Raw genomic sequence first — 25,109 nt, 5'->3', positions numbered from 1 at the left:
CGCGGCTCGTGATCGAGTCCCGCTCTCCGCCGTATGCCCGCGCACCTTGGGGAGTCGTCCGTGTTCTTCGTCCGCGCAAGACAAGTCGGGATCCTGCTGATCTGCGGGGTGCTGATGGTCACGGGAGTGTCCGTCCCCGCGGCGCAGGCGCAAGCGCCGGCGAATCCGCCGTACACCCTCAAAACCGAGCCGGCCGATCTGTCGTCGGCCCGGAACGGCGAACCGGTGCGGATCACGGTGTCGGGATTGGCGAGCGGTGCCCAGGCGTCCCTGAAGGTCTGCCCCAAGGTCCTGCCGGACAATTTGATCAAGGTCGCCGGGAAACCGCCGTGGAACCGGGAGACTTCCGTCAGCGCGCGGGTCAATGCCTACTGCGGAGGGTTGAAGGACGAGTTCATCGCGAACGCGGCGCATATGGACAGCGCCACCGGCCGCCGCAGCAGCAGGACCGGCGACATCGTCATCGACACCCAGATCCCGCTCGGCTCCTCCACCCCGAAACCGATCATCTGGGATCCGCTGTACACCACCTTCAACAAGAACGCCGAAGGCCAGGCGGACAAGCCGCCCACGGTGTCCTGGGCGGCCAATCCCGACGTCGTCGATCCGGTGACCGGTGCGAAGACCCGCAACAAGTACTCGTTCCGGTGCGACGAGAACAATCCCTGTTCGGTCGCGGTCACGATCACCGCGAAGAACGCGGCCGGCGCGTTCGTGACCTGGATCGACAGCTCGATCGCCTTCACCCCGACGCAGCAGGAGCTCGGCGTCAAGGGGTGCAAGGGCGCCGGTCAGCACACGCTCAGCGCCAGCATGCCGGAGCGGCTGGGCCGCACCGCGGTCGCGTGGAACCAGGCGCTCTGCGCGCCCACCCAGGCCGAGCAGCCGGCGAACATCGTGAGCGAGACGGAAGACGCCGGCCTGACCGCGTTCGACAAGGGCGACTCGGATCTGGTGATCACCGGCAGCGGGAACGCGCTCGCCACCCAGACCGTCCGGGACCGGCAGTACATCCCGGTCGGGATCAACGCGGCGGTCGTGGCCGCGGTCGGCTGGTCGCCGACCGACAGCGACGACAACGGGAGCTCGCTCAACGCGAAGTTCACCGGCACCCTGCGGTTCACCCACGACGAGGTGGCGAACATGATCACCAAGGGGGACAGCAACCCGATCTGGACGGCCGGGGCGGCATTTTCCGGAACGGGACCCCGCTGGTCGGCCGCAATCCGGCGCTCGCCTCCGTCACGCGGGAGAACGAGGCGAACGCGGCCAGCGCCAGGGCCGGCGCCGAGAGCCTGGACTTCTTCGGGGTGACCGGGGAATCCGGACCGGGCACGGTGCCGCTCGCGTTGAGCAAGGTGCTCGCCGGGGCAGCGCCGTCGGCCTGGGTGTTCCCGAACAAGGGGACCGAATACTTCGGTGAGCTGGACGGGAAATCGCCGGGGGTGATCTCCGATCTCAACGCGCTCGATCCGGGTGCCCGTTCGCTGCACAACGTCGACGCGAAAACCGGTCAGCTCGCCGTGCGCAAGACGGTGCAGAACGGTGTCGTGGGAACGGGATTCGTCTGCACCGGCGGCTGTATGAGCTGGGTGATCACCGATCTCGCGACGGCGAGGGCCTATGGCTGGGCGCCGGTCGCGCTTCCGGACGGCAAGGGGAACTTCGTCGCGCCGACCAAGGAAAGCCTGCAGCTGGCGGCCGATTCGATGCAGGCCGGCGCGGACGGGACCGTGCAGCCGGGCACCGCGACCAAGGACGGCGCGTATCCGCTGACCTTCGTGGAGTACCTGGCGGCGCCGGTCAATCCGTTGATCGACGCGACCTGCAAGCCGATGACCGAGAAGCAGGCGCAGCTGAAGGCGGTCGCCGAGCTGGCGAGCGGCTACGGCCAGTCGCTGCTCCCGCCGGGGATGGCCCCGTTGAGCCCCGGTCTGGCGGCCACCGTTCCCGCGCGAGTGGCCAAGATCGGCACCGGGACGGTCCAGGAATCCTGTAAGGAACGGGAAGAAGCGAAGAATCCGCCACCCGCGGGGGGACCGGTGCCACGACGGCCGCCAACTCCTCGTTGACCGGCCCCAGCGGGGGAACGGGTTCGCCTGCCGGGGCGTCGCCGTCGGCCGCCACCGGGCCCGCCCCGCGGCCGCCCCGACGCCGGAAAGCGTGCTGGCGGCCAAGAACCTCGCCGAGTCGATCGACATCCCGAAGTTCCCGGGGGCCGGGGTGCTGGGCGCGCTCGTTCCCCTGGTGGCCTTGGTGATCCTGGCGACGCTCCCGTCCGCGACGGCGTACGTCGCCGCCGGGCGCCCGGTGCCGAGGTGGCTGCTGGCGGCGCTGGCCGGGATCGGCGCGGCGTTCGCGATGGTCTTCGGTCTCCTGCGGCGTAAATCGGCCGGAGGCGCGGCGTGAGCACCATCGTCGAAGAGAACCATCAGGAACCGGAAACCCGCTTCCTGAGTTTCGGCCCGGGATGGATCGGCACCGTTCTCGCCGCCTGGCTGGTCACCACCCTGGTGGCGCTGGCCCTGGTCGTCTACGCGCTGGGGCCGATGCTTCAGGCGAGCGACCAGAGGAAGGCGCTGGGCGAGATCCGCGGCGAGATCGGCCTGGCGCTGGGGGCCAGCCAAAGCCTTTTCGGCGCCGCTCCGCCCACCGAACCGGTCGAATTCGGCAAACCGGTCGCCGTGCTGGAGATTCCCGCGTTGAAGCTGCAGCAGGTCGTCGTCGAAGGCGCGTCGAGCGGGGAGACCGCGTCCGGGCCGGGCCACGTGCCGGGGACCGCCGGTCCGGGGCAGCCGGGCAACGCCGCGATCGTGGCGCGCAACGCCGGTTACGGCGGTCCGTTCGGTTCGCTCGGGGCGCTGGAACCCGGTGACGAAATCGTCGTCGCGACCACCCAGGGCAAGTCCGTCTACCGCGTGACCGAGAAGGTCACCCGCCCGCTCGACGAAGGGGCCGACTACGGCAAGACGCAGAACGATCGGCTGACGTTGGTGACCTCGGCTTCCTGGTGGCCGCTGGCGTCGGAGGAAGCGACCGTGGTGACCGCGGTGCTGGAGGGCAGGCCGTTCCGGCCCAGTCCGCAGAACGGCAAGGCGGACGCGCAGGACGGCCGGACCGGTGACGGCGGCGCGTGGGCCGGACTGGTGCTGGCCTTCGGCGGATTCGTGGTGGCGGCGGCCGGGGCGACATTCCTTTATCGCCGGTGGCGTCCGGTTTCGACCTATGTCATCACCGGACCGGTGCTGCTCACCCTCGCCGCACTCGCGGCGCTGGCGTTGTGGCGGCTGTTCCCCGCCTGGGCGTGATCCCGATTTCGGTCTTTTCGGACCGAAATCATTCCCACGATGTGGATCATCCCCCGATCCAGACTTTGGTCGGTGGACTCCTCACTGATCGCTCTTTAGATTCTCCCCATTACACCCGGTCAGGGGTAATTCATTCGGGCAGCCGAAGGGATTCCTGTTACGGGCTGTGTCGTGTGTGGGAACAGGGAGATTTCGATGAGCAGATTCAGCCGGGTGGTCACATGCTCGGTTCCGGTCGCGGTCGGCGCTTTGCTGCTGTCGACGGCGGTTTCCAGTGCCCAGCCGTCGGAAGAGGTGCGCACCCAGGCCGGGATCAGCGCCCTGCAGAGCATCAAGAAGAGCCTCACCCCGGCTGAACGCAAGCAGTCCAGCCAGCTCGTCGTCGAGAAGCGCCTGCGCGCCGACAAGGGCCTGGCGGGCAAGCTGCCCGAATACCGGACCGGGCTGGGCGTCAGCGACGCCGGCACGGTCGCGGTGGACATCAAGGGCGCCGGACAGTCCCTGGTGGACGCCGTCAAGGCGGCGGGCGGCACCGTCCGCTACGCCTCTCCCGCCGGCGCGATCCGGGCCGACCTCCCCCTGAACGCCGTCGACGCGATCGCCGGACGCGGGGACGTCGCCGAGGTCAAGGCCGCTTCCCAGGCCATGACCTGGAACGAATCCGCGCCGCAGGACCGGCGGCAGGCCGCGGTCAAGCAGACCGCCGCCGCGCTGCAGGTCGCCGAGGGCGACAAGGCGCACGGCAACGACACCGCCCGCACCAAGTACGGCGTCACCGGCGCCGGCCAGAAGGTCTGCGTGCTTTCCGACGGCATCAAGTCGCTGAAGGCGTCCCAGACCGCCGGTGAGCTCCCTGCCGTCGACGTCCTCCCCGGCCAGGCGGGCAGCGGTGACGAGGGCACCGCGATGCTGGAGATCATCCACGACATGGCGCCCGGCGCCGCGCTCGGTTTCGCGACCGCGTTCACCAGCGAGCAGAGCTTCGCCGACAACATCCGTGCCCTGCGTACCACCGGCAAGTGCACGATCATCGTCGACGACGTGTCCTACTTCGACGAGTCGCCGTTCCAGGACGGCCCGGTCGCGCAGGCCGTCAACGACGTGACCGCGGCCGGCGCGCTCTACTTCTCCTCCGCGGGGAACTCGGGCAACCTGACCGACGGCACCAGCGGCTACTACGAGGGCGACTTCCGCGGCTCCGGCAGCAAGATCTCCGGGATCACCGGGACGCCGCACGACTTCGACCCGGGCACCACGACCCAGCTGTACAACGCGCTTTCGCCGAACTCGGTCGGCCGCTACGTCACCCTGTTCTGGTCCGACCCGTGGGGCAAGGCCACCAGCGACTACGACCTGTTCGTCCTGAACTCCTCCGGTGCGGTCGTCGCCTCCAGCGAGGGCGCGCAGAACGGCACCCAGAACCCGTACGAGATCGCCCAGGTCCCGGCCAGCGGCTCGGGCTTCAAGGTCGCCGTGGTCAAGTACAGCGGTTCCGACCGGTTCATCGCGCTCAACGTGATCCGCGGCCGCTTCGTCGCCTCGGGTGACCTGAAAGCCTTCAGCACCAACGGTGTCACCTCCGGCCACTCGGCGGCCGTCAACGCCTTCAGCGTCGCGGCCGCTCCCGCCGCCGTCGCCTTCGGCCGTGCGCTCGAAGCCGGTGACCCGGCGAACCCGGCCGGCCCGTACCCGGGTCTGTTCACCTCCGCCAGCAAGTGGGAACGGTTCACCTCGGACGGTCGCCGTCACCAGTTCTACAACCCGGACGGTTCGGTGATCACCCCCGGCAACGTGTCCTCGACCGGTGGTGCGACCCGCAACAAGCCGGACATCACCGCGGCCGACGGCGTCGCGACCTCGGTGAGCGGTTTCCAGCCGTTCTTCGGGACTTCGGCCGCCGCGCCGAGCGCCGCCGCCATCGCCGCGCTGCTGAAGCAGGGCAAGCCGGCCGCGACCCCGGCGGAGATCCGGAACGCGCTCGTGTCGACCGCGATCGACCTCGGCGCCCCGGGCTTCGACCCGGTCACCGGGGCGGGCGTGATCATGACCGGCCCGGCGCTCGCCGCGCTGGGCGTCGCCCCGAAGTAACACCTTCCAGGACCAGGAAAACGGCCCGGCGCGCGAGCGCGCCGGGCCGTTTCTTGCTATTCCGGGTCAGGACTTGACGCAGGACAGGCCGTTCGGGCCGGAGACGGTCAGGAAGCCGTACCGCTTGATGGTGGTGGCGAGCTGGCCACCGCACAGCGGGCTGGCGGTCGCGGCGGTGTCACCGGCGGCGAAACCGACCGCGCGCTGGGCCTGGTCGTAGCTCGGCGTGCGGGTGTCGAGCACGTGGTAGACGCTGCGCGAGCCGAGGAACGCGGTGGTGAAGGCCGGGGTGTAGTTGCCGGCCGAACCGGCGACCGGGGAGCCGTCGAAGCCGGCGCCGGTCAGCGGGTTCACGGTGAAGCCCGCGCGCTTGTCCGCGGTCACCGCGTTGCCCTGGGCGATCCACTGCGCGATGGAGAACGGGGCGATCGCGTTGGCGCGGTCGGCGGCCGGGATGGAGTTGCCGTCGTGCTCCTGGAACCGCTTGATGGTGACCGGCTTGGTGGTGGGGTCGAAGCCGAGGACGGTGGTGGTGAAGAAGCTCAGCGTGCCGGAGCCGGTCTGGGGCAGGTAGACGACGATGGCGGCGTTGGCGCCACCGACCTGGTTCCAGTTGGTGATGGAGCCGTCGTAGATGCCGCGCAGCTGCGCCAGCGAGAGGGACAGGCCCGCGCCCGAGCCGGTCGCCGAGGAGGACCAGGTGACACCGTCGGTGGCGAAGGCGTAGTACTCGAACGACGCCGGGTCGGACGAGCCGCGGGGCGAGGACGACCGCGCGATGTCGATCTTGCCGTCGGCCGCGTCGCCGGAGGCCTTGAGCGCGGCCTTGCCCTGCGACGAGCCGTTCGGCGGGAGGTTGGTCGTGGTGTTGTAGACGACCTCGTCGGCGTACAGGTCACCGGGGACGGTGAACGTCGCGCCCGCGGCGAGCAGCGGCGGGATGTTGACGTGGTTGTCGGGGTCGGTGTTCCAGGCCGCGCTGTTGGCGTTGGCCAGGATCGCGCCGGTGATGTCGACGGTGGTGTCCGAGCCCGCCGCGGCCAGGACGTCTTCGAGGCCGTTGGCCGGGGCGACCGCCGAGGCGGTGCCGGTCAGGGTGAGGCAGGCACACGCGGCGATCGCGGTGGCGCCGAGAAACCGAGTGGTACGAGCACGCATCTTGTTTGCACTCTTTCTCTAGTCCCCAAGTAGTCGCGGGATTCCGTGACTTGGCCCAATCCTCGCTCCGTAACACTGTCCGGCGGCGGTGCTTCGCGTTCCCGCCCGACGTCATGGTGGTTAATCTCCGGGGAACGCACTTTCCGTGATCGGCCGTCACGGAGAACGATTCGGTGAATATCCGCCGTAATCGCGTCGGTATTTCCGGCGCCAATCGGCTATCGTCTCGATTCCTTCGCCGATGGACGCTTCGGTGGTGGCCGAGCGGAATCGGTCGAGGCCGCGCTGTGCCTCGATACGCCGTCCGTAGGCATGGCTGGCGATCGCGACGAGCCGGTCGCCGGTGTGCAGGCGCCAGCGCCAGCGACCGCCGCTGAGATGACTGAAATCGCTGGTCAGTTCGGAGATGTGCGTGCTGAGCCAAGCGATCGCGACAAGGCATTCCTCGGCCCGTGGATAGTCGTCCGGCGCCGAACCCAGCGACACGTTGTTGCCGCCGAGCAAACGCCATCGAAGTGTCTGCTCGCCGGTCTGGACGAGCTGAAATCGTGGATTCTTCTTCACCGTTCACCGTCCGTACGACGAAGTGAACGACGTGAATTCCCCCTGGTCACATCCGGTGAATCGCCGCGATGAGGTGAAGGGGTTACCGGTTTTGCTTAAGGCGCGACGGCCGCCGGGTGAACGTTTTCCCCCGGCGGCGGCGCGCTAGCCTGAACGGACGCGGGTAATCGGAAAACAATCACCGAGCCGGTCCGGTCCGGCACGGTCTGCGAGGAGGATCGATGGGCAACGGCAAGATCGCGGTGGTCACCGGGGCGGGTTCGGGGCTCGGCAGGGAGATCTCCCGCGCGTTGCTCGGCGCCGGTTACCGGGTCGCCCTCGCCGGCCGCCGCGTGGACGCGCTGGCCGAGACCGCGGGCGGCACCAAGGACGCGCTTCCCGTGCCCACCGACGTCGCCGACCCCGATTCCGTCGCCGCCCTGTTCGAGACGGTCCGCGACCGGTGGGGGCGGCTGGATCTCCTGGTGAACAACGCGGGTGTCTCGGTGGGCGGGACCGTCGACGAACTGTCCTTCGCGGACTGGAAACGCACCGTCGACACCAACCTGACCGGGATGTTCCTGTGCGCGCAGCAGGCCGTGCGGCTGATGAAGGCGCAGGATCCGCGCGGCGGCCGGATCATCAACAACGGTTCGATCTCCGCGCACGCCCCGCGACCCGCGTCCGTCGCCTACACCGCGACGAAACACGCGGTCACCGGGCTGACGAAGTCGATCTCCCTCGACGGCCGCGCTTGGAACGTCGCCTGTGGACAGATCGACATCGGCAACGCCGCCACCGAGATGACCCTACGGATGGCCGACGGGATCCCGCAGGCCGACGGCAGCGTCAAGGCCGAGCCGACCTTCGACGCCCGGCACGTCGCGGACGCCGTGCTGTACATGGCCGGGCTGCCGCTGGACGCGAATGTCGGCTTCCTGACCGTCACGGCGACCGCGATGCCGTACATCGGACGCGGTTAGCGACCGGCCTCGTGAGTGGCAAGGACGGTTAGAACCGTCCTTGCCACTCACGAGGGCCTCACGGGATCACCTTCGCCTTCCGGAACTCGTCGAACAGCCGGAAGAACATCTCCGGCGTCTCGGCGTACTCGTGGAAACCGGCCCGCCGCGCCTTCGAGCCGTCCGCGAACATGTCGTAGTCCCAGCCGAACACGAAGTCCGCGAACGCCCACGACGACGAAACGGCGCTGTACGGCACTTCGAGGCCGTACTTCGCGGCGATGGAGGTCCAGAGTTCTTCCTTGTCCGCCATGACGACGTCCAGCGACATCGGCAGCGGCGGCGCCACCTCCAGGTCGAAGTAGCGCGCGATCCGCGGCCAGAGGTCGTTCCACCGGAACAGATCCCCGTTCGCGATGTTGTACGCCTCGTTCTCCGAGCCGGTGGCCCACACGGTGGCCTTCGCCAGCAGCCCGGCGTCGGTCATCTCCAGGAGACTGTCGTACGCGCCGGGTTTGCCGGGGAACCGCAGCGGCAGGCCGAGTTCCTTCGAGATCGACGCGTAGACCGCGATGGCCAGCGCCAGGTTCATCGGGTTGCCCAGCGCGGTGCCGCCGACCACCGACGGCCGGATCGCCGACCACGTCCAGGATTTCCCGGTCTGACGACGTTCGAGGAACTGCTGTTGGTCCACGTTGAACTCGGGCGGCATGTGCCCGGCGTCGTCCTCGCGCGCCGGGGTCTTGAACGGGCCGAGGTGGGCGCCGTAGACCTTGTAACCCTGCATGAGGCTGACGTGGCGGAGTCCGGGGGCGGCGGGTTCGATCGCGTCGACGAGGTTGGTCAGCATCGCCAGGTTCGGCGGGACCAGTTCGGCCCAGGTCGGCTTGTCGACATAGGCCGCGTAGAACACGTGCGTGACGTCGTCCAGTCCGCCGAGTTTCGCGCGGGTGTCGTCCGCGTCGAGCAGGTCGACCGCGATCTGGCCGGGGCCGCCGCGCCGCGACAGGCCGATGACGCGCCAGCCCGGCAGGGACTCGAGGTGTGCGATCAGGTTCTTGCCGATGACCCCGTTGGCCCCGGCGACCAGGGCGACCTTGCGTTCTTCGTTCATGTCATCGAGCCTGGACCGTCCCGGGCGATAAGTCCAAGGCATAGATCTCACCGCTCCGATAAACTCTCTTCATGGCCAGTTTGCGGCAGCTCGAATACCTAGTGACCGTCGTCGACACCGGCTCCTTCACCCGGGCCGCCGAGCTGCTGCACGTGACACAGCCCGCGTTGTCGCATCAGGTGCGCGCGCTGGAGAAAGGCGTCGGCGGCCCGCTGCTCGAACGGTTGCCCCGCAGCGTCCGGCTCACCCCGATGGGCCGCGCCATGCTGCCGCACGCCCGCGCCACCCTCGCCGACGCCGAACGCGCGCGGTGCGCGGCCCGGCAGGCGTCCGGCCTGGAGGCCGGGGAGCTGCAGATCGCCACGGTCTACTCGGTCGGCCTCGGGGTCCTTCCCGCGGCGTTGCGGGTGTGGCGCCGGGAGCGGCCCGACGTCGACATCCGGCTGGTGGAGTTCCGGCACGCGGACGAACTCCGGGAGGCGATGGCGGCGGGGGAGGCCGACGTCGCGGTCGGCCCGGTCCCGCCGGGCTGGGACGGGCCGGTGCGCGAACTCGGGGTCGAGGAGTTCGTCGTCGTCCTGCCGATCGACGGGCCGCGCGAGGACGACGGCACCGGCGTCGTCGACCTGGCGACCCTCGCCGACTGCGCGTGGGTGCACTACGCGCCGGGCAACGGCCTGGCCGACCTCGTCGACCAGGCCTGCGCCGCAGCGGGATTCCAGCCGAGGGCCGCGGTCCGGACCGAACAGAGCGCGGCCGCCCCGATGCTCGCGGCCGCGGGCCTCGGTCCCGCGCTGGTCCCGGCCAACGTGCTGCCCGAAGGTTTCCACGGCCGCGTCCTGCGGCCCGAACCGGCGATCCGGCGCACGCTCGCCGCCTACTGCCGTAGCACGCCCGACCCGCTGACCTCGGCGTTCATCGACGTCGTCGCGGGGAAGTGCACGCTCGGGTCACCGCACGGAAACCCCTGAGAGGTCCACGCCGCCGAACGCCGTCGCCTTGACGTCACCGGCGCGGTCCGCCCAGACCGCGTGCCCGTGGCCGGACCACAGCGGCACGACCGGGAGATCGCGCAGCAACTGGTTCTCCACCAGCCGGTAGATCTCGCCGCTTTCGGCGGACTCGGTCTCCTCGGCCGATTTCAGCAGGTCGGCGAAACCGTCGCTGGCGTAGCCGGTCGCCTTCACAATCTCGGCCAGCACTTCTTGGGGGCTCGGCGTCGTCAGCGCCACGTCGATCGCGAACGGTCCTTGCCCGGGCTCCGGGGCGAGCGGGACACCGACGGCCGCGCCGACCTGCTCCGCGAGCGGTCGCAGCCAGCTGGCCTGGGACTGTCCGAAGTGGACGGGGGTGGCCGGGAACTCCGCCTGGGTCAGCAGGGATTTCCCGGCACCGGCGTCGAACGTGCAGGGGCGGCAGGTGCTGCTGCGCTCACCCGGGGCGACGGCGGGCGGCAGCAGCGACTTCGCCGGATCCACCTGCTTGCCCAGCGCGCCCGCCTCCAAAACCGCGCGGTCGATGCCGAGCGCGAAGCCGTGCCGGACGGTCGCGTCGGAGAAATGCGGTGCGGTCAAGGGGAATCCGAGGTAGGCGACGGTGGGCAGGGCCCACATCACGTGCCGCTGCGCGAAATCCGCGTGCATGGCCTCGTGGCGATCACCGGGGACGAAGGTGGAAAGGTCGAGTTTCCCGGCCTTGACCTCGTCGTACTGTGCCGCCGCGTCGCCGGTCTTCAGCTCGATCACCCGCGCCTTGCCCGGCGCGTCGGCGACCCGGACGAGTTTGCCGCCCGACGGCTGCCACGCGCCGTCCAGCCGGAACGGTCCGTTGCCGACCGGACGCTGCGCGAAGCCCGCCCAGTCACGCGAAGCCAGCGCGGAAGCGGGCATCGGGACCAGCGCGGGCGAGGAGAGCAGCGCCGGGACCTGCCCGGACGGCCGGTCGAGCACGAGCCGGATGGTCAGCGGGTCCGGCGCGGTGATCTCCTTGGCCCGCAAGAGATCCTTGACCACCCGGGACGCCTGCCACCGCTCCGCCCCGATCGCCTTCCAGGTGTCCACATAGGACTGCGCGGTCACGGGGGTGCCGTCGTGGAACTTCCCGCCGTCCTTGAGCTTGACCGTCCACGTGACCCGATCGGAGCTGGAGAACGATTCGGCCGCCCGCGGCGCCGTCTTCCCCGTCGCCGGGTCGTAGTCGGCCAGCGGTGTCCACAGCGCGCCCGCGAGCATCCGCCCGGACTGGTCGCGGACGTCGGCGGGCAGCAGGGTCGCCGGGGCGGCCAGGCCCACGCGAAGAACGTCCGGTGCGGGCGGTTCGCCGGATTCGGTGCAGCCCGCCGCGACCAGGGCGGCGGCGAGGAGCGGGGCCAGAAGACGCGAGCGCATGGTCATGTCATAGCAGTCCCGCGGCGACTATTGGCGGTTGTGCGGGCAAAGTGGCGATCATAAGGTGCAGGGACCAGCCTGGGAGGTTTCTGTGCGAGGAAACTGGTTGCTCCGTTCGTGTTTGGCGCTCACCACGGTCACCGCGACCTTGATCGCCACCGGCTTGCCCGCCGCGGCGTGCGGCGAAGAGGACAAACCGGCCGCCGAGAAGGTCCGGGCCGCGGGTGCCCCCGGCGCGGTGAAGAACGTCAAGGCCGTCGGCAACGTGCCCGACGCGCAAGGCGCCATCGCCATGGGGTTCCTGCAGTACGGCAAGCGTGACGTCATGGCGGTTTCCGGCGAGTTCGGCCTGAAGGTCTACGACCTGACGAAGAACCCCACCGCCCCGAAGCTGATCGGCGAGGTCAGCCTCCCCGGCCTGTGGGAGACCGAAGACACCGAGGTCGACGTCAAGCGCAAGCTCGTCTTCCTCGCGCGGGACCCGCGGGCCTACGGCGGCACCACGCAGACCGGTGAGTCCGGCATCTACATCATCGATCTGAAGAACCCGGACAAACCGGCCGTCCTGAGCTACACCAAGGTGCCCGCCGGCCACACGACCAGCTGTGTCGACGACTGCCGGTACCTCTGGACCGGCGGCCCCGCCAAGGCCGCGAACCAGCCCGCGGACTGGGGCGGCCGCCCGATCTGGGTGACCGACATCCGCGACCCGCGCAACCCCAAGACGTTCCCGAACCCGATCGAGCTCGCGCGCAACGACGGCAAGACCGACTACGTGCACGACGTCCAGGTCGACGACGAGGGCGTGGCGTGGGTGTCCGGGCGAGGCGGCGTCCGCGGCTACTGGACCAACGGCTACCACCGCGATCCCGTGCAGGGCAAGGTGCGCCGCGCGACGGCGTTCGACCCCGTGCCGTACGCGGGCGGCGGGATCGAGGAGACGGCGGCGCCGTCGAAGTTCATGCACAACAGCTTCCACCCGGCGGGACACCGCTCGGCCGACGGCGCCGACTCGAACCGCTGGCACGGCCGCGACCTGATCTACGCCACCGAAGAGAGCTTCCTCGACGGCTGCGCCGGCGACGGCGTGCTGACGATCTCGTCGCTGCAGAACTCCTACAACGGCGAAGGCTGGCGCTCGACGCCGGAGAAGCCGTTCCGCCTGAAGTCCGTCGGCACCTGGAGCGTCGCCGGCCAGGAAGGCAGCGACCCGGCGTCGGGTGACTGCTCCGCGCACTACTTCGACATCCGCGGCAAGGTCCTCGTGCAGTCCTTCTACGCGCAGGGCACGCGGTTCCTCGACGTCAGCGACCCGACCGACCCGAAGCAGATCGCCTACTTCCGCCCGGCGGACGCCAGCGCGTGGGCGCCGTACTGGCACAAGGGTTACGTCTATGTCGCCGACAACACTCGCGGAATCGACATCCTGAAGCTCACCGCCTGAGGCAGGATCTTCCCCATGCGCACCATGGGGAAGATGCTGGGGATCACGGCCGCGATCGTCCTGATCGCGGCCTGTGACCCGGTCCCGCCGAAGGAAGTGGCCGTCCACACCGATCCGGCGCCGGTCGCCGAGGACTTCCCGGAGGTCGGCGAGATCGTCCAGGCGTCCTGGGTCGAGGAGAGGATGGGCGCCGGCCAGGGGCGGGACGCGGCGCCGGGGCCGTCCGATCTCCGGTTGTCCGCGGTGGTGAAGCTGCGTCGCGAGGCCGTCGCGAAAGTGCTGGACGGCTACCAGTGCCAAGCGGGTTCCCCGATGGTGCCCGAGCCCTTGAAGGGGCTCTTCCCGACCGGGGTGAAGTGGCTTTCCTGCGCGCTGCCCACGACCACCAAGGCGCGGACCGCGTTCGTCGCCGACGGGTCCGAACAGGCCTTCCTCACCTCGACGACCATGTGAGCGGAGGCCTGTTCGGGCCGAAGGCGTCCTTCACCGCATCCGACGCGGCGAAGGACGCCTTCGGCCCAACTCAGGCCCCGCTCAAGAGGCCAGCAACTCCTGCAGTTCCGCCACGGCCGCGGTCAGTTCCGTCGCGAACAGCTCCATCTCGTGCGCCACGTGCTTCGGCGTGCACAGGTACAGATTCAGCGACTCGGGCAGCAGCACGTACGCGACGCCGATGCACTGCGGGCTGGTCGACCCGAAACCGAAGTACCGGATGTTCACCGACGGCGCCGAGCTGGTGCTCAGGTAGTCGTTGCGCATCTTCAGCCAGCCGGGTGACGAGTACAGCGAGGGAGAGTCCTCGACGCCGCGCCGCTTCTGGATCAGCTGCAGCTCCCACAGGTGCTGCTCCGGCGCGTCACCCGCCTGGCACTCCTTCGCCCGCGTGACGTGCTTCGCGGCCGCCGCGCGGAAAGCCGCCTGGCGCGTCTGCCGGTCGGCTTGCGGGTCGTTCATCACTTGGACGAACCACAGCACCTCGGGAGTCACCACACGCATCGCTTCGGTGCGCCCGTTCTGGTACTGCCGCGTCGCGATCGACTCGTACGTCGCGCCCGTGATCCCCTTCGCCCGTTTGTGCGCGAGCTGGTACGCCATCTGCGCGAAGGCATCCGGGGACATCCCCAGCTCCTTCGCCCGCTTCGCGCCGAAGTCGGTAAAGGACACCGTCTTCGTAGCGGTCGCGTCGGCGTACTCGGCGAAGGACGCGGCGGCGGCTCGCGCGTCCTCGCGCAGCGCGTCACCCAGGACGAACTCGATGACCTCGGACGACGGCACACCGTCGGCAGGCGGCCGCTCCAGCCGTGTCCCGCTGAGCAGCGCGTCGGTGAACCCGAGGATCGTGGTCCCGTCCAGTTCGCAGTGCTCGACGTTGATCCCCGCCGTGCCGTCCTCGAACACGATCAGCGACACGGCCTTGTCGAACCAGCGGTTCCCGCTGTCGCCGTGCAGCAGGTGGTCGCACGCCTCCTGCGTGCCCGACGGCGTGAAGTCCTCCAGGCACAGGCAGAACAACGCCGTCTCGATGTCGTCGAGCGCGGCCGCGTTCCCCGCCGCCAGCAACGCTTCCCGCGTCGCCGCCCATTCGGCCCTGGCCTTGGTGGTGAAATGCCCGGCGGCGGTCTGCGGGTCTTCGACGAAGTTCCCCGACTTCACGATCGCCTGCAGCCCCGCGACCAGCTGTTCGGGGGAGTACGGGCGGCCGTCGGGCGCGATGACGTCCATCCGGAACGGGGTGTCGCGGTGGAAGACCACGATATGCCGCGCCCTCGACGGCCCCGGCCAGTCCTCGCGGTACGGCGTGCGCGCGGTGTCCTGCACGGCGCCGGGGATCCGCGTCGCCGAGAACAGGAACTTGTGCTGCACCATCGACTGCGGCTGCCCGCGCAGCAGGATCGGCGGCACCAGTTCCTCGTCGAGCTTCAGCTTGTAGTCCACCGCCGAAGCCGCCAGTTCGGCCGCGCGCTCCAGCTGCCCCAGCGGGGATTCGGTGAACAGGAAGAAGAAGTTCGCGTTGAGGGCGATCCGGTCGCGACGGCCGAGGTAGCGGTACGGCCAGAAGGTGTCGAGCCAGCTCCGGACGTCTTCGCGCTTGTCGTAGGCCTCGAGCGCGCTCTGCAGTTCGTGCGCCGGGCTTCCTTCGGCGAGGAACTCGGCGACGGCGCCTTCGGTCTCCGCGAGTTCGCCGGTGGTGAGCAGCGGCGAGCACCACTCGAGGAACCGGCGGCAGGTGTCCTCCAGGCGGGGGACGGGGACCCGCGGCAGGCTGTCCTCGTTGCCGAACGTGTGGGTGGACGGTTCCGGACTGCTCACGATCATCCTTGATCTCGAAGGGGAAGGGCGTTCAGCGCGGAGGCGAGCCCGCCCGCCGCGCCGTTCGGGCGGGAGACGAACAGCCGCGCGTACAGGCGGCCGCCGTCCTCCAGCCCACGCGGGTCGACACCCGCGACGGACAGATTGTCCAGGATCTGCGTCTGTTCCTCGGCCGAGGCGAATTTCCGCTGCCGGAAGACGCCCTCGACCCCGGTCGTCTCGTACTCCAGGTCGCCGAGGCTGTCGGCGACCGGGCCGTAGGAGAACATCCGGAGGACGAAATGCGCCATCCAAGGCCGGTTTTCCCGCGCGATCCGCACGAGGGTCTTCTCGGTGACGTAGCCGACGCAGCCGGTCGAGATGACGATGTCGACATCGGCCAGCAACGCGCGCTGTTCCTCTGTCGGGTCTTCGTTCTCAAGATCGGCGTGGATCGCTTCGTCGATGAAGCCCGCTGCCAGCGCGTAGTCCAGAGCGGGCGCGGAGGCGTCGAGGCCGATGAAGCGGACTCCGTCGCCGACGGCGTCCATCCGGCGATCCCGCGCGATCAGTTCGTCCCGGCTCAGCGAACCGGCGGACGCGTAATGGTCGTACAGGCGCTCCATCGTGGTGTCGAATCTGTGCAGCGCCGCGTTGACACCGTAGGAACAGCCGAGGTCGAGCACCGTCGGGACCTTGACGTCGGCCTCCGCGCGGTACTCGTCGATCAGTTTCGCGAAGTAGGCCTTCGCCTGCTGCGGGATGTCGTAGTCCAGTCTGCGCAAGGTGCCGAAGAACGCGCGAGGATCGGGCTCGGTGTAGATGTGATCGAAATTGATCTTGCCGGTCGAATCCAAAGGCACGGCCAAGCTCCTGACTTAGTCGAGCAGCTGATCGCCCCGGACCGCCGCCGAAGCGACGTGTTCCGGCAGGACCCGGCCGAACAGCTGTCTCGTCCGTTCCGGACTGCCGATGACCCCAGGACGCTCGCTGTACGCGAAGATCGCGGAATGGCGGGCGACTGCCCCTTGAACACTACTCACCCGGTGCAGCGCGAAGCGTCCGCGAAACAGCTGAAGATCGCCAGGACGGAGAGTGAGCCGCCTGATCAGGTGATCACCTTCGCCCGCCAGGACGGCGCGGACGTCGCCGAAGTTCTCCGCCGTTTCGGAGCGGATGTTCGGGCAGTATTCGAAGACACCGCCTTCGGCCGCTTCCTGCGTGAGCATGCTGACCGTGTACTCGTTGGTGTCGAAATGCCACGGATGCGAGCGGCCCGGCTCGATCACGTTGAGCACCAGGCCGGACAGCGGATCGGCGAGTTCGTGCAGCTCGGGGAGTTCGAAGCAGTCGGCCACGAACCGCTGGAACTCCGGGCTCGTGTACAGCTGCTGGATCACCGCGGTCGCCGGGATCCGGTCTCGCGCCACGAAAGCGTTGCCGCGTTCCATGATCGTGCGGCCGGGATGGTCCTCGGGCAGCGGAGTGTCGATGGCGATGTTGTAGGCGTTGACGCGTTCGACCTTCGCGTACGCCTCCGGAGCGATCTTCGCGCCTTCGTGGCGAAGGGCGTCGCGCAACTCCGGACGGATGAAGTCGGCCAGCACACTGCAGCCCGTTTCCCGCAGTTCGGCGCGGGTCCGGGAAACGATTTCGCGCCACGCGGGGCTTCCCGGTTCGGACAACGGATAGCGGGCGGTATCGGCCACTTGGACTGCGCTCGCGGTCATCGACGTCCTCTCGGCTGCCCGGAAGTGAGTCTCGGGTTTAGCACAGAAAACGCCCGCGACCCCCGCGCCTTGTGAGCGGTGCCACACGCAACGTGACGGCCCCCTTGTCCGCGTCACAAATTAATCCGCGCGCGCCAGCGCGTCCGTTGAGGGTGGTGGCGGGGGCATGGATGGAGGATAAGGGGGCCGTCGGCGACTTTTCGTCAGCTGGTGACAAGCGGCAGCAGCGGCCGCCGCACCGCGGTCGCGACGCCGTCGGACGCCTGGGCGGCGGCGATCCGCTCGGCCGTCGGCGTGCCGTACTCCGTGGTCCGCTGCCGCAGCGGGCGGCCCAGCGGTTCGACCATCGCGCGCATGTCGCTGATCGTCTTGTACGACCCGTTGGCCGCGCCCGCCATCCGGCTGATCGTCTCCTCCATCAGCGTCCCGCCGATGTCGTTGACCCCGCCCTGGAGCACCGCGCGGCTGCCCTCCTCGCCGAGTTTCACCCACGAGCTCTGGATGTTGTCGATCATCCCGTGCAGAAGCAGCCGGGCCAGCGCGTGCACCGCGCGGTTCTCGCGCAGCGTCGTCCCCGCCCTGGCGAGCCCGGCGAGGTAGATCGGGGAGCTCTGGTGGATGAACGGCAGCAGCACGAATTCGCTGAACCCGCGCCGCCCGTTGCGCTCCAGGCCTTCCCGCTGCAGTTTCGCCAGCAGTTTCAGATGCCCGACCCAGTGCGCCGGGGTGTCGACGTGGCCGTACATCATCGTCGACGTCGTCGTGATGCCGAGTTTGTGCGCGGTGGTGACGACGTTGATCCATTCGGACGTCGGCAGCTTGCCCTTCGTCAGCACCCAGCGCACGTCGTCGTCCAGGATCTCCGCCGCCGTGCCCGGCAGCGAGTCGACGCCGGCTTCCTTCGCGCGCGCCAGCCAGTCCTCGATCGAGAGGTTCGTCCGCGAAGCGCCGTTGACGACCTCCATCGGCGAGTACGAGTGCAGGTGGATGTCCGGCTGACGGCGTTTCACCTCCGCCGCGAGGTCGAAGTACGCGGTGCCCGGCAGATCCGGGTGGATGCCGCCCTGCATGCAGATCTCGGTCGCGCCCGCGGCCCACGCCTCGTCGACCCGGTCGCCGACCTGCTCCAGCGAGAGCGTGTACGCGTCGGCGTCGGTGCGCCGCTGGGCGAAGGCGCAGAACCGGCAGCCGGTGTAACAGACGTTGGTGAAGTTGATGTTCCGCGTGACGACGAAGGTGACGTCGTCGCCGTTCACCTCGCGACGCAGGTCGTCGGCGATCTTGGTGAACGCGTCGAGCTCCGGTCCGTCGGCGTGCAGCAATGCCAGCGCCTCGTCGTCCGAAAGCCCGGCGGGGTTCTTTTCCGCGCTGCGCAAGGCATCCCGGACGTCGAGGTCGAACCGCTGCGGCGCGGTCTTGATGTTGCCCTTGATCTCGGCCCAGTCGCCGTACACCGAGTCGAAGTCGCTGCGGCGGTCCTCCGTGCGCCCGACCGTGTCGACCTCGACGTGGAGATCGGTCCGCCCGGCCTCCTTCCAGCCGCCGTCCGGCTCCTGCCACGGGATGCCCACCGGGATGGCCTCTTCGATCGCGAGCCCGGTCTCGGTGTCGGTCAGCGGGGCGAGATGCGCGTTCATCCGCGGGTCCAGCCACGGCTCGCCGGCCTTGACGTACTCCGGGTAGATCGGCAGCCGCTCGCGCACGGTGAACCCGAGCGCTTCGGTGCGGCGTTTGAGCTCGTCGATCTGCGGCCACGCGCGTTCGGGGTTGACGTGGTCGGGGGTCAGCGGCGAGACACCGCCCCAGTCGTCGATCCCCGCGTTCAGCATCAGTTCGTACTGCTGGCCGATCAGGTTCGGCGGCGCCTGGATCCGCATCCGCGGCCCGAGCACGAGCCGCGCGACGGCGATGGTCGCGGCGAGCTCTTCGAGATCGGCGTCCGGGGTCGCGCGCATCTTGGTGTCCGGCTTCGCGCGGAAGTTCTGGACGATGACCTCCTGGATGCCGCCGTAGGTCTTCGCGACCTTGCGGATGGCGAACAGGGAGTCGGCGCGTTCCTCGAAGTTCTCGCCGATGCCGATCAGGATGCCGGTGGTGAACGGCACCGAACTGCGGCCGGCGTCCTCCAGCACCCGCAGCCGGACGTCGGGATCCTTGTCCGGCGAGCCGTAGTGCGGGCCGCCCTTCTCGGTGTACAGCCGCTTCGCCGTGGTCTCCAGCATCATGCCCATCGACGCCGAGACCGGCTTGAGCCGCTGGAAGTCCTGCCAGGTCAGCACGCCGGGGTTGAGGTGAGGGAGGACGCCGGTCTCTTCGAGGACCCGGATCGCCATCGCCCGGACGTAGGACAGCGTGTCGTCGTAACCGTGCGCGTCGAGCCAGTCCTTCGCCGCCTTCCAGCGGTCTTCCGGGCGGTCGCCGAGGGTGAACAGCGCTTCCTTGACCCCCATCTCGGCACCCTTGCGGGCGATGTCGAGCACCTCGTCGGGGGAGAGGAACGGCGATTCGACGCGGCCGGGGACGGTCGCGAAGGTGCAGTAACCGCAGCGGTCCCGGCACAGCCGGGTCAGCGGGATGAACACCGAACGGCTGTAGGTGACCACACCGGGACGGCCCGCCGCGACGAGCCCGGCGTCGCGGACCCGGGAGGCGTGCTCGGACAGCGTCTTGAGGTCGTCGCCACGCGCCTGGAGCAGGATCGAAGCCTCGGTGATGTCGAGGGTCTTCCCGTCGCGCGCCCTGGCGAGCGCCCGGCGCATCGCCGAGGTGGTGGGGGCGTTCGCGTCAGCAGGGGATGCCATTCCCGCACGCTATGGCCGGACTCGCTCCACCTGCCAGTGTGCAACCCGCCACCGCGTCACCCACGTGGGTAAGGTCACCGTTTCCGCTGGTCAGAGCGTGATCTTGGTTGCCGATCGGCGGGTGCGAGTGTATTACCTAAAGTGTGGCTTCGGTGATCGGCAAGAAGGTCGGCGGGCGGACGTACTACTACCTCGTCACCTCCGCGCGGGTCGACGGCGAGCCGAGGGTGGTTTCGCAGCGTTACCTCGGGACGGCCGAGGAGATCGGGCGCGCGATGGAGGGTGACGTCTCCGCCCCCGGCGAAGCGCGTCACCGGACCTTCGGCGACGTCGCGGCAGTGTGGGCCACGCTGCGGCGGCTCGACTTCGTGCGCCGGGTCGACGAAGCCGTCGGAGCCCAGCGCGCGGCGACCACCCTGGGCTCGCATCTCGCGCTCGCCGTCCTGCATCGGGCGACAGCGCCGGAAACGCAGTTAGCCGACTGGTGGCGAGACTCCGTCGCCCGGGAATTCGTCCAAGCCGACCTTCCGAATCACCGGCGTGCGCTGCAACGCCTCACCCCCGAACGGATCGCGCGGATCGAGACGGCCGTCGCCGACGCGGTGCTCTCCTGGCTGGGGACGGGCGACGCCGCGCTCGCCGTCGACGTTCCGCAGTTCGCCACCTTCACCACCGCCGACCCGTGCCGCTGCGAACTCGCCGGCCTCGGCCTGGTGGTGACCAAGGACGGCGCGATCCCGCTGGCGTCGCACGTGTACCCGCGGGAAGGGGCGCCGCCGTTCGCCGCACTCGCCGAGGAACTCCGCTCGCGGTATCCGGTCACGCTGGTCTTCACCGCGGGCCAGGCGGCCCAACTGGATCTCGGACGGCATTTCGTCGGCGCGCTCCCGCTCTCGGAGCACCCGGAACTGCTGGCGAAACCGCCGTCCGCGCGCAAACCCGTCGACCCGGAGCGTTTCGCCGGGCTGACCGCCCTCGACACCAGGGCCGTGGTCGCCGGCGTGCGGCGGCGCGTGATCCTGACCCATTCGGAGACCCTGCACAACGCGCAGGCCCGCGCGTTCGGTGAGGAGCTGGGCACCGCGACCCGCGAACTCGCCGGCCTCGACGCCGCGCTGGCCTCGGGCACGTACCGGGGCGACCGCGGCCAGGTGAACGCCGAAATCGCGCGGATCACCCGCGGCCGCCGCGTCGAACGGGTGCTCTCACCCGCACTGACCGGGACGAAACCGGGGGAGATCCGGCTGACCTGGAAGGTCGACGACGCCGCGGTGTCGCGGTTGCACGACGAGTTCTTCGGCAAGCAGGTGCTGGTCACCGATCACGACTGGCCGGTGTCCGAGGTCGTCACCGCGTACCGCGCCCGGACCCACCTCGACTCGACGTTCCGCTGGCTGACCGGCCCCGCCGTCGCCGGTCCGACCCCGCGCTGGGACTGGACGCCGCACCGGATCGCGGTGCACACCCTGGTCACGGTGCTCGCGTCCACGGTCACCCACCTCATGCGGCGCGAGGCCGACCGCGCCGGGATGAACCTGTCGGTCCGCGAACTGATGGACAGCCTCGCGGGGATAGGGGAGACGGTGCTGCGGTATCCGTCCACCGGCGGCCGCCCGCGGACGCGGCGCCTGCTGACCGAGCGGAACCCGGAACAGCAGGCGCTCTTCGACCTCTTCGGTCTCAGCTCTCTCGGTGGATATGGAGAGCCGAGAAGCTCTGCACCACCGGCATCAGCTCGATGACGTTGATGTTCACGTGTTCCGGCTGCGAAGCCGCCCAGAAGACGGACTCGGCCACGTCGGCGGCCGTCAGCGGCGTCGTGCCCTTGTAGACGTTGTCCGCCTTGCTCTGGTCGCCCTCGAACCGGACGACGGAGAACTCGGTGCCGCCGACGAGGCCCGGCTCGACGTTGGTCACCCGGACGCCGGTGCCCTGCAGGTCCGCGCGCAGATTCAAGCTGAACTGGTGTACGAACGCCTTGGTCGCCCCGTAGGCGTTGCCGCCGGGGTAGGGGTAGCTGCCCGCGACCGAGCCGATGTTGATCACGTGCCCGCGGCCGCGCTCGACCATGCCGGGCAGCAACGCGCGGGTCAGGTGCGCGAGCCCCTTGATGTTCGTGTCGATCATCTGGTCCCAGTCGTCGAGCTTCGCCCGGTGCGCTGGCTCAAGGCCCTTCGCGAGGCCGGCGTTGTTCACCAGCAGGTCGACCTCGGCGAATTCGGCGGGCAGCGCGCCGGGGAGCGCGGCCACCGCGTCGGCGTCCCGGACGTCGAGCTCGAAGGGGAGGACGTTCTCGCCCAGCTCGCCGACCAGCTTGTCGAGCCGGTCCTTGCTGCGCGCGGCCGCGACGACCTTGGCGCCGTCGGCGGCGAACCGGCGGACGATCTCGACGCCGAACCCGGCGCTGGCACCGGTCACGAATACGGTCTTCTGGGGCATCAATCAATCTCTTTCAAGAACCGTGCGAACACGTCGTTGAACTCGGCCTCGCGCTCCAGGTTAGGCATGTGGGCGGCGCCTTCGATCACCGCCAGGGTGGAGCCTGGGATGAGGTCGTGCATGAGCTCGGCGTCCGCGACCGGGGTGAACTCGTCCTCGTCCCCGACGACGACCAGCGCCGGTACCTCCACGCGGGCGAGGCTCTCCCGATAGTCCGGCCGCTCGGCCCGTCCCCTGAGCGCGGCCGCCGCTCCTTCCTTGGGCGTCGTGCGCATCATGCCGAGGACGTGCGCCGCCACGTCCGGCATCGTGCGGACGTTCTCCGGGGAGACCATCTTCGTCAGCACTTCCTCCGCGTACGGGTTCATTCCCTCCGCGAGGACGCGGTCCGCCATCTCGTTGCGGACGCGCTTGCCCTCCTCGGTCTCCTCCTGGGGAGAGGTGTCGGCGAGCAGGAGCCCGGAGACGCGCTCGGGATAGGTGCGGTGGAACTCCATGACGATCTGCCCGCCCATGGAGAGACCACCGAGGACGAAGCGCCCTAGACCGAGGTGATCGGCGAGCCGGACGATGTCGGCTGCGAAGACATCGAGACCCGTCTTCTGGTCAATTGCCGGCTTGGTCGTCTCGCCGTACCCGCGGAGGTCCGCGGTGATGACCCGGTAGCCCTCCCGGCTGAAGCGCTCGGCCTGGGGACGCCACATCGAACGGTTGAAGGGGTGGCCGTGGACGAGGACGACGGGCAACCCGGTGCCGAGGTCGTCGTAAGCGACGGAGATGCCGTCGAGTTCCGCAGTGCTCATGAGCCCGACGCTAATCGGAGCAATCCGCTGGATCAATAAGGTGCAATGTACTCGGAGCAATATTCTTGCCCGGGAGTTCACCCGAGGTCCCCCGGGGCGATCACCGCGTGATCGCCGGCATCGGGCTCGTTTATCGCCTCTGACCTGCGCGAATGTCGTTAAGGTACCCCCCTGTTTTCGGGGGTTTCCGGCCATGTAAAGTTCTCTTCGTCGCCAGGGAAACCGGGCGGCCGACCGGGACACGAACCAAGCTCTCGCTCAGTGCGATTGAGTGGGTGTCTCACCAAAAACTGCTAGGAATGACTGCTTCGGATAAGGCCGCTGTGATGGTGGTGCGATTCGGGGTGTGTTGCTTGAGAACTCAACAGTGTGCTAGTGAACTAAGCCAGTAGAGCTTATGTATTTGAACCTCGTGTGAGGTTCCTTTGAGAGCAAGTATTATTTGCCTCGATCAAATTTGACATTGTTGGAGAGTTTGATCCTGGCTCAGGACGAACGCTGGCGGCGTGCTTAACACATGCAAGTCGAACGATGAAGCCTTTCGGGGTGGATTAGTGGCGAACGGGTGAGTAACACGTGGGCAATCTGCCCTGTACTTTGGGATAAGCCTGGGAAACTGGGTCTAATACCGGATATGACTTCTGCGGGCATCCGTGGAAGTGGAAAGCTCCGGCGGTACGGGATGAGCCCGCGGCCTATCAGCTTGTTGGTGGGGTAATGGCCTACCAAGGCGACGACGGGTAGCCGGCCTGAGAGGGTGACCGGCCACACTGGGACTGAGACACGGCCCAGACTCCTACGGGAGGCAGCAGTGGGGAATATTGCACAATGGGCGCAAGCCTGATGCAGCGACGCCGCGTGAGGGATGACGGCCTTCGGGTTGTAAACCTCTTTCGCCAGGGACGAAGCGCAAGTGACGGTACCTGGATAAGAAGCACCGGCTAACTACGTGCCAGCAGCCGCGGTAATACGTAGGGTGCGAGCGTTGTCCGGAATTATTGGGCGTAAAGAGCTCGTAGGCGGTTTGTCGCGTCGTTCGTGAAAACTCCACGCTTAACGTGGAGCGTGCGGGCGATACGGGCAGACTTGAGTTCGGTAGGGGAGACTGGAATTCCTGGTGTAGCGGTGAAATGCGCAGATATCAGGAGGAACACCGGTGGCGAAGGCGGGTCTCTGGGCCGATACTGACGCTGAGGAGCGAAAGCGTGGGGAGCGAACAGGATTAGATACCCTGGTAGTCCACGCTGTAAACGTTGGGCGCTAGGTGTGGGCGACATCCACGTTGTCCGTGCCGTAGCTAACGCATTAAGCGCCCCGCCTGGGGAGTACGGCCGCAAGGCTAAAACTCAAAGGAATTGACGGGGGCCCGCACAAGCGGCGGAGCATGTGGATTAATTCGATGCAACGCGAAGAACCTTACCTGGGCTTGACATGCGCCAGACATCCCTAGAGATAGGGCTTCCCTTGTGGTTGGTGTACAGGTGGTGCATGGCTGTCGTCAGCTCGTGTCGTGAGATGTTGGGTTAAGTCCCGCAACGAGCGCAACCCTTATCCTACGTTGCCAGCGCGTTATGGCGGGGACTCGTGGGAGACTGCCGGGGTCAACTCGGAGGAAGGTGGGGATGACGTCAAGTCATCATGCCCCTTATGTCCAGGGCTTCACACATGCTACAATGGCTGGTACAGAGGGCTGCGATACCGCGAGGTGGAGCGAATCCCTTAAAGCCGGTCTCAGTTCGGATCGCAGTCTGCAACTCGACTGCGTGAAGTCGGAGTCGCTAGTAATCGCAGATCAGCAACGCTGCGGTGAATACGTTCCCGGGCCTTGTACACACCGCCCGTCACGTCATGAAAGTCGGTAACACCCGAAGCCCATGGCCCAACCCGTAAGGGGGGGAGTGGTCGAAGGTGGGACTGGCGATTGGGACGAAGTCGTAACAAGGTAGCCGTACCGGAAGGTGCGGCTGGATCACCTCCTTTCTAAGGAGCAACACATCCACCCCGCCGGGATACCCGGACCAACGGTTGGTGGAGTGGGCACGG

Annotated in this window: 20 protein-coding genes and 1 rRNA gene; 11 read left to right on the top strand and 10 right to left on the bottom strand. The window is 68.5% G+C overall.

Translation table 11 applies throughout. The features are described 5' to 3' along the window. The first annotated feature begins 60 nt into the window (after positions 1–60). The 5 genes from MJQ72_RS32065 to MJQ72_RS32045 all read left to right on the top strand — a co-directional run bounded on the left by MJQ72_RS32065 (position 61) and on the right by MJQ72_RS32045 (position 5,396). Complete coding sequence (locus MJQ72_RS32065) at positions 61–1,314, top strand: hypothetical protein (protein ID WP_240594732.1); 1,254 nt, start codon at positions 61–63, stop codon at positions 1,312–1,314. Beyond that, positions 1,311–2,072 carry a hypothetical protein gene (locus tag MJQ72_RS32060; RefSeq protein ID WP_240594731.1) on the top strand — a complete coding sequence of 254 codons (762 nt, stop codon included), beginning with the start codon at positions 1,311–1,313 and terminating at the stop codon, positions 2,070–2,072. The genes MJQ72_RS32065 and MJQ72_RS32060 overlap by 4 nt, the downstream gene beginning before the upstream one ends. Before the next feature lie 91 nt (positions 2,073–2,163). Then, a complete protein-coding gene (locus MJQ72_RS32055) occupies positions 2,164–2,409 on the top strand; it encodes a hypothetical protein (RefSeq protein WP_240594730.1) in 246 nt (81 codons plus the stop codon). After that, complete coding sequence (locus MJQ72_RS32050; protein ID WP_240594729.1) at positions 2,406–3,308, top strand: sortase; 903 nt, start codon at positions 2,406–2,408, stop codon at positions 3,306–3,308. The genes MJQ72_RS32055 and MJQ72_RS32050 overlap by 4 nt, the downstream gene beginning before the upstream one ends. A gap of 195 nt (positions 3,309–3,503) precedes the next feature. Next, entirely contained in the window at positions 3,504–5,396 is a 1,893-nt protein-coding gene (locus tag MJQ72_RS32045; protein ID WP_240594728.1) for a S8 family serine peptidase, read from the top strand. 66 nt (positions 5,397–5,462) lie between these two features. Here the strand turns inward: MJQ72_RS32045 and MJQ72_RS32040 are convergent, their stop codons facing one another. Then, on the bottom strand, positions 5,463–6,554 hold the full coding sequence (locus tag MJQ72_RS32040; RefSeq protein WP_240594727.1) for a substrate-binding domain-containing protein: 1,092 nt from the start codon (positions 6,552–6,554) through the stop codon (positions 5,463–5,465). 156 nt (positions 6,555–6,710) lie between these two features. Beyond that, positions 6,711–7,058: a DUF1508 domain-containing protein gene (locus tag MJQ72_RS32035; RefSeq protein ID WP_240594726.1), complete on the bottom strand. Its 348-nt coding sequence runs from the start codon at positions 7,056–7,058 to the stop codon at positions 6,711–6,713. Between the two features lie 281 nt (positions 7,059–7,339). Between MJQ72_RS32035 and MJQ72_RS32030 the strand changes: the two genes are divergently transcribed. After that, entirely contained in the window at positions 7,340–8,080 is a 741-nt protein-coding gene (locus MJQ72_RS32030; protein ID WP_240594725.1) for an SDR family oxidoreductase, read from the top strand. A 58-nt stretch (positions 8,081–8,138) separates the two neighbouring features. Here MJQ72_RS32030 and MJQ72_RS32025 read toward each other — a convergent pair whose 3' ends face one another. Beyond that, positions 8,139–9,173, bottom strand: coding sequence for an SDR family oxidoreductase (locus tag MJQ72_RS32025; protein WP_240594724.1), 1,035 nt, complete (start codon positions 9,171–9,173; stop codon positions 8,139–8,141). A 71-nt stretch (positions 9,174–9,244) separates the two neighbouring features. Between MJQ72_RS32025 and MJQ72_RS32020 the strand changes: the two genes are divergently transcribed. Beyond that, a complete protein-coding gene (locus MJQ72_RS32020; protein ID WP_240594723.1) occupies positions 9,245–10,144 on the top strand; it encodes a LysR family transcriptional regulator in 900 nt (299 codons plus the stop codon). On the opposite strand, the gene MJQ72_RS32015 is transcribed toward MJQ72_RS32020, so the two are convergent. After that, positions 10,124–11,566 carry an ABC transporter substrate-binding protein gene (locus tag MJQ72_RS32015; RefSeq protein ID WP_240594722.1) on the bottom strand — a complete coding sequence of 481 codons (1,443 nt, stop codon included), beginning with the start codon at positions 11,564–11,566 and terminating at the stop codon, positions 10,124–10,126. The two genes, MJQ72_RS32020 and MJQ72_RS32015, sit on opposite strands and share 21 nt — an antisense overlap. Before the next feature lie 100 nt (positions 11,567–11,666). Between MJQ72_RS32015 and MJQ72_RS32010 the strand changes: the two genes are divergently transcribed. Then, a complete protein-coding gene (locus tag MJQ72_RS32010) occupies positions 11,667–13,004 on the top strand; it encodes an LVIVD repeat-containing protein (protein ID WP_240594721.1) in 1,338 nt (445 codons plus the stop codon). Positions 13,005–13,019: 15 nt separating this feature from the next. Beyond that, positions 13,020–13,457: a hypothetical protein gene (locus tag MJQ72_RS32005; RefSeq protein ID WP_240594720.1), complete on the top strand. Its 438-nt coding sequence runs from the start codon at positions 13,020–13,022 to the stop codon at positions 13,455–13,457. Between the two features lie 81 nt (positions 13,458–13,538). On the opposite strand, the gene MJQ72_RS32000 is transcribed toward MJQ72_RS32005, so the two are convergent. The 4 genes from MJQ72_RS32000 to MJQ72_RS31985 all read right to left on the bottom strand — a co-directional run bounded on the left by MJQ72_RS32000 (position 13,539) and on the right by MJQ72_RS31985 (position 19,824). Then, positions 13,539–15,320, bottom strand: a complete 1,782-nt coding sequence (locus tag MJQ72_RS32000; RefSeq protein WP_240594719.1) for a choline/carnitine O-acyltransferase — start codon at positions 15,318–15,320, stop codon at positions 13,539–13,541. After that, positions 15,317–16,150, bottom strand: coding sequence for a class I SAM-dependent methyltransferase (locus MJQ72_RS31995; RefSeq protein WP_240601471.1), 834 nt, complete (start codon positions 16,148–16,150; stop codon positions 15,317–15,319). The genes MJQ72_RS32000 and MJQ72_RS31995 overlap by 4 nt, the downstream gene beginning before the upstream one ends. 21 nt (positions 16,151–16,171) lie before the next feature. Beyond that, complete coding sequence (locus MJQ72_RS31990) at positions 16,172–17,023, bottom strand: arpA protein (protein WP_240594718.1); 852 nt, start codon at positions 17,021–17,023, stop codon at positions 16,172–16,174. A gap of 203 nt (positions 17,024–17,226) precedes the next feature. After that, entirely contained in the window at positions 17,227–19,824 is a 2,598-nt protein-coding gene (locus MJQ72_RS31985; protein WP_396426892.1) for a bifunctional FO biosynthesis protein CofGH, read from the bottom strand. A 143-nt stretch (positions 19,825–19,967) separates the two neighbouring features. Between MJQ72_RS31985 and MJQ72_RS31980 the strand changes: the two genes are divergently transcribed. Continuing rightward, entirely contained in the window at positions 19,968–21,566 is a 1,599-nt protein-coding gene (locus MJQ72_RS31980) for a transposase (RefSeq protein WP_240594717.1), read from the top strand. Here MJQ72_RS31980 and MJQ72_RS31975 read toward each other — a convergent pair. Both MJQ72_RS31975 and MJQ72_RS31970 read right to left on the bottom strand, forming a co-directional pair. After that, positions 21,505–22,263 carry an SDR family oxidoreductase gene (locus tag MJQ72_RS31975; RefSeq protein ID WP_240594716.1) on the bottom strand — a complete coding sequence of 253 codons (759 nt, stop codon included), beginning with the start codon at positions 22,261–22,263 and terminating at the stop codon, positions 21,505–21,507. The two genes, MJQ72_RS31980 and MJQ72_RS31975, sit on opposite strands and share 62 nt — an antisense overlap. Next, on the bottom strand, positions 22,263–23,066 hold the full coding sequence (locus tag MJQ72_RS31970) for an alpha/beta fold hydrolase (protein WP_240594715.1): 804 nt from the start codon (positions 23,064–23,066) through the stop codon (positions 22,263–22,265). The genes MJQ72_RS31975 and MJQ72_RS31970 overlap by 1 nt, the downstream gene beginning before the upstream one ends. Before the next feature lie 463 nt (positions 23,067–23,529). On the opposite strand from MJQ72_RS31970, the gene MJQ72_RS31965 reads away from it, so the two are divergent. Continuing rightward, positions 23,530–25,046 (top strand): 16S ribosomal RNA (locus tag MJQ72_RS31965). Positions 25,047–25,109 lie beyond the last annotated feature (63 nt).

Source organism: Amycolatopsis sp. EV170708-02-1 (assembly GCF_022479115.1).
GTDB lineage: Bacteria > Actinomycetota > Actinomycetes > Mycobacteriales > Pseudonocardiaceae > Amycolatopsis.
This window is presented reverse-complemented; position numbering and strand designations above follow the sequence as displayed.

Excerpts from the sequence above, each read along its gene's own strand:
- MJQ72_RS32045 (WP_240594728.1), top strand. The coding sequence starts at position 3,504 with ATGAGCAGATTCAGCCGGGTGGTCACATGCTCGGTTCCGGTCGCGGTC.
- MJQ72_RS32040 (WP_240594727.1), bottom strand. The coding sequence starts at position 6,554 with ATGCGTGCTCGTACCACTCGGTTTCTCGGCGCCACCGCGATCGCCGCG.
- MJQ72_RS32030 (WP_240594725.1), top strand. The coding sequence starts at position 7,340 with ATGGGCAACGGCAAGATCGCGGTGGTCACCGGGGCGGGTTCGGGGCTC.
- MJQ72_RS32025 (WP_240594724.1), bottom strand. The coding sequence starts at position 9,173 with ATGAACGAAGAACGCAAGGTCGCCCTGGTCGCCGGGGCCAACGGGGTC.
- MJQ72_RS32020 (WP_240594723.1), top strand. The coding sequence starts at position 9,245 with ATGGCCAGTTTGCGGCAGCTCGAATACCTAGTGACCGTCGTCGACACC.
- MJQ72_RS32015 (WP_240594722.1), bottom strand. The coding sequence starts at position 11,566 with ATGACCATGCGCTCGCGTCTTCTGGCCCCGCTCCTCGCCGCCGCCCTG.
- MJQ72_RS32005 (WP_240594720.1), top strand. The coding sequence starts at position 13,020 with ATGCGCACCATGGGGAAGATGCTGGGGATCACGGCCGCGATCGTCCTG.
- MJQ72_RS32000 (WP_240594719.1), bottom strand. The coding sequence starts at position 15,320 with ATGATCGTGAGCAGTCCGGAACCGTCCACCCACACGTTCGGCAACGAG.
- MJQ72_RS31990 (WP_240594718.1), bottom strand. The coding sequence starts at position 17,023 with ATGACCGCGAGCGCAGTCCAAGTGGCCGATACCGCCCGCTATCCGTTG.
- MJQ72_RS31985 (WP_396426892.1), bottom strand. The coding sequence starts at position 19,824 with ATGGCATCCCCTGCTGACGCGAACGCCCCCACCACCTCGGCGATGCGC.
- MJQ72_RS31975 (WP_240594716.1), bottom strand. The coding sequence starts at position 22,263 with ATGCCCCAGAAGACCGTATTCGTGACCGGTGCCAGCGCCGGGTTCGGC.
- MJQ72_RS31970 (WP_240594715.1), bottom strand. The coding sequence starts at position 23,066 with ATGAGCACTGCGGAACTCGACGGCATCTCCGTCGCTTACGACGACCTC.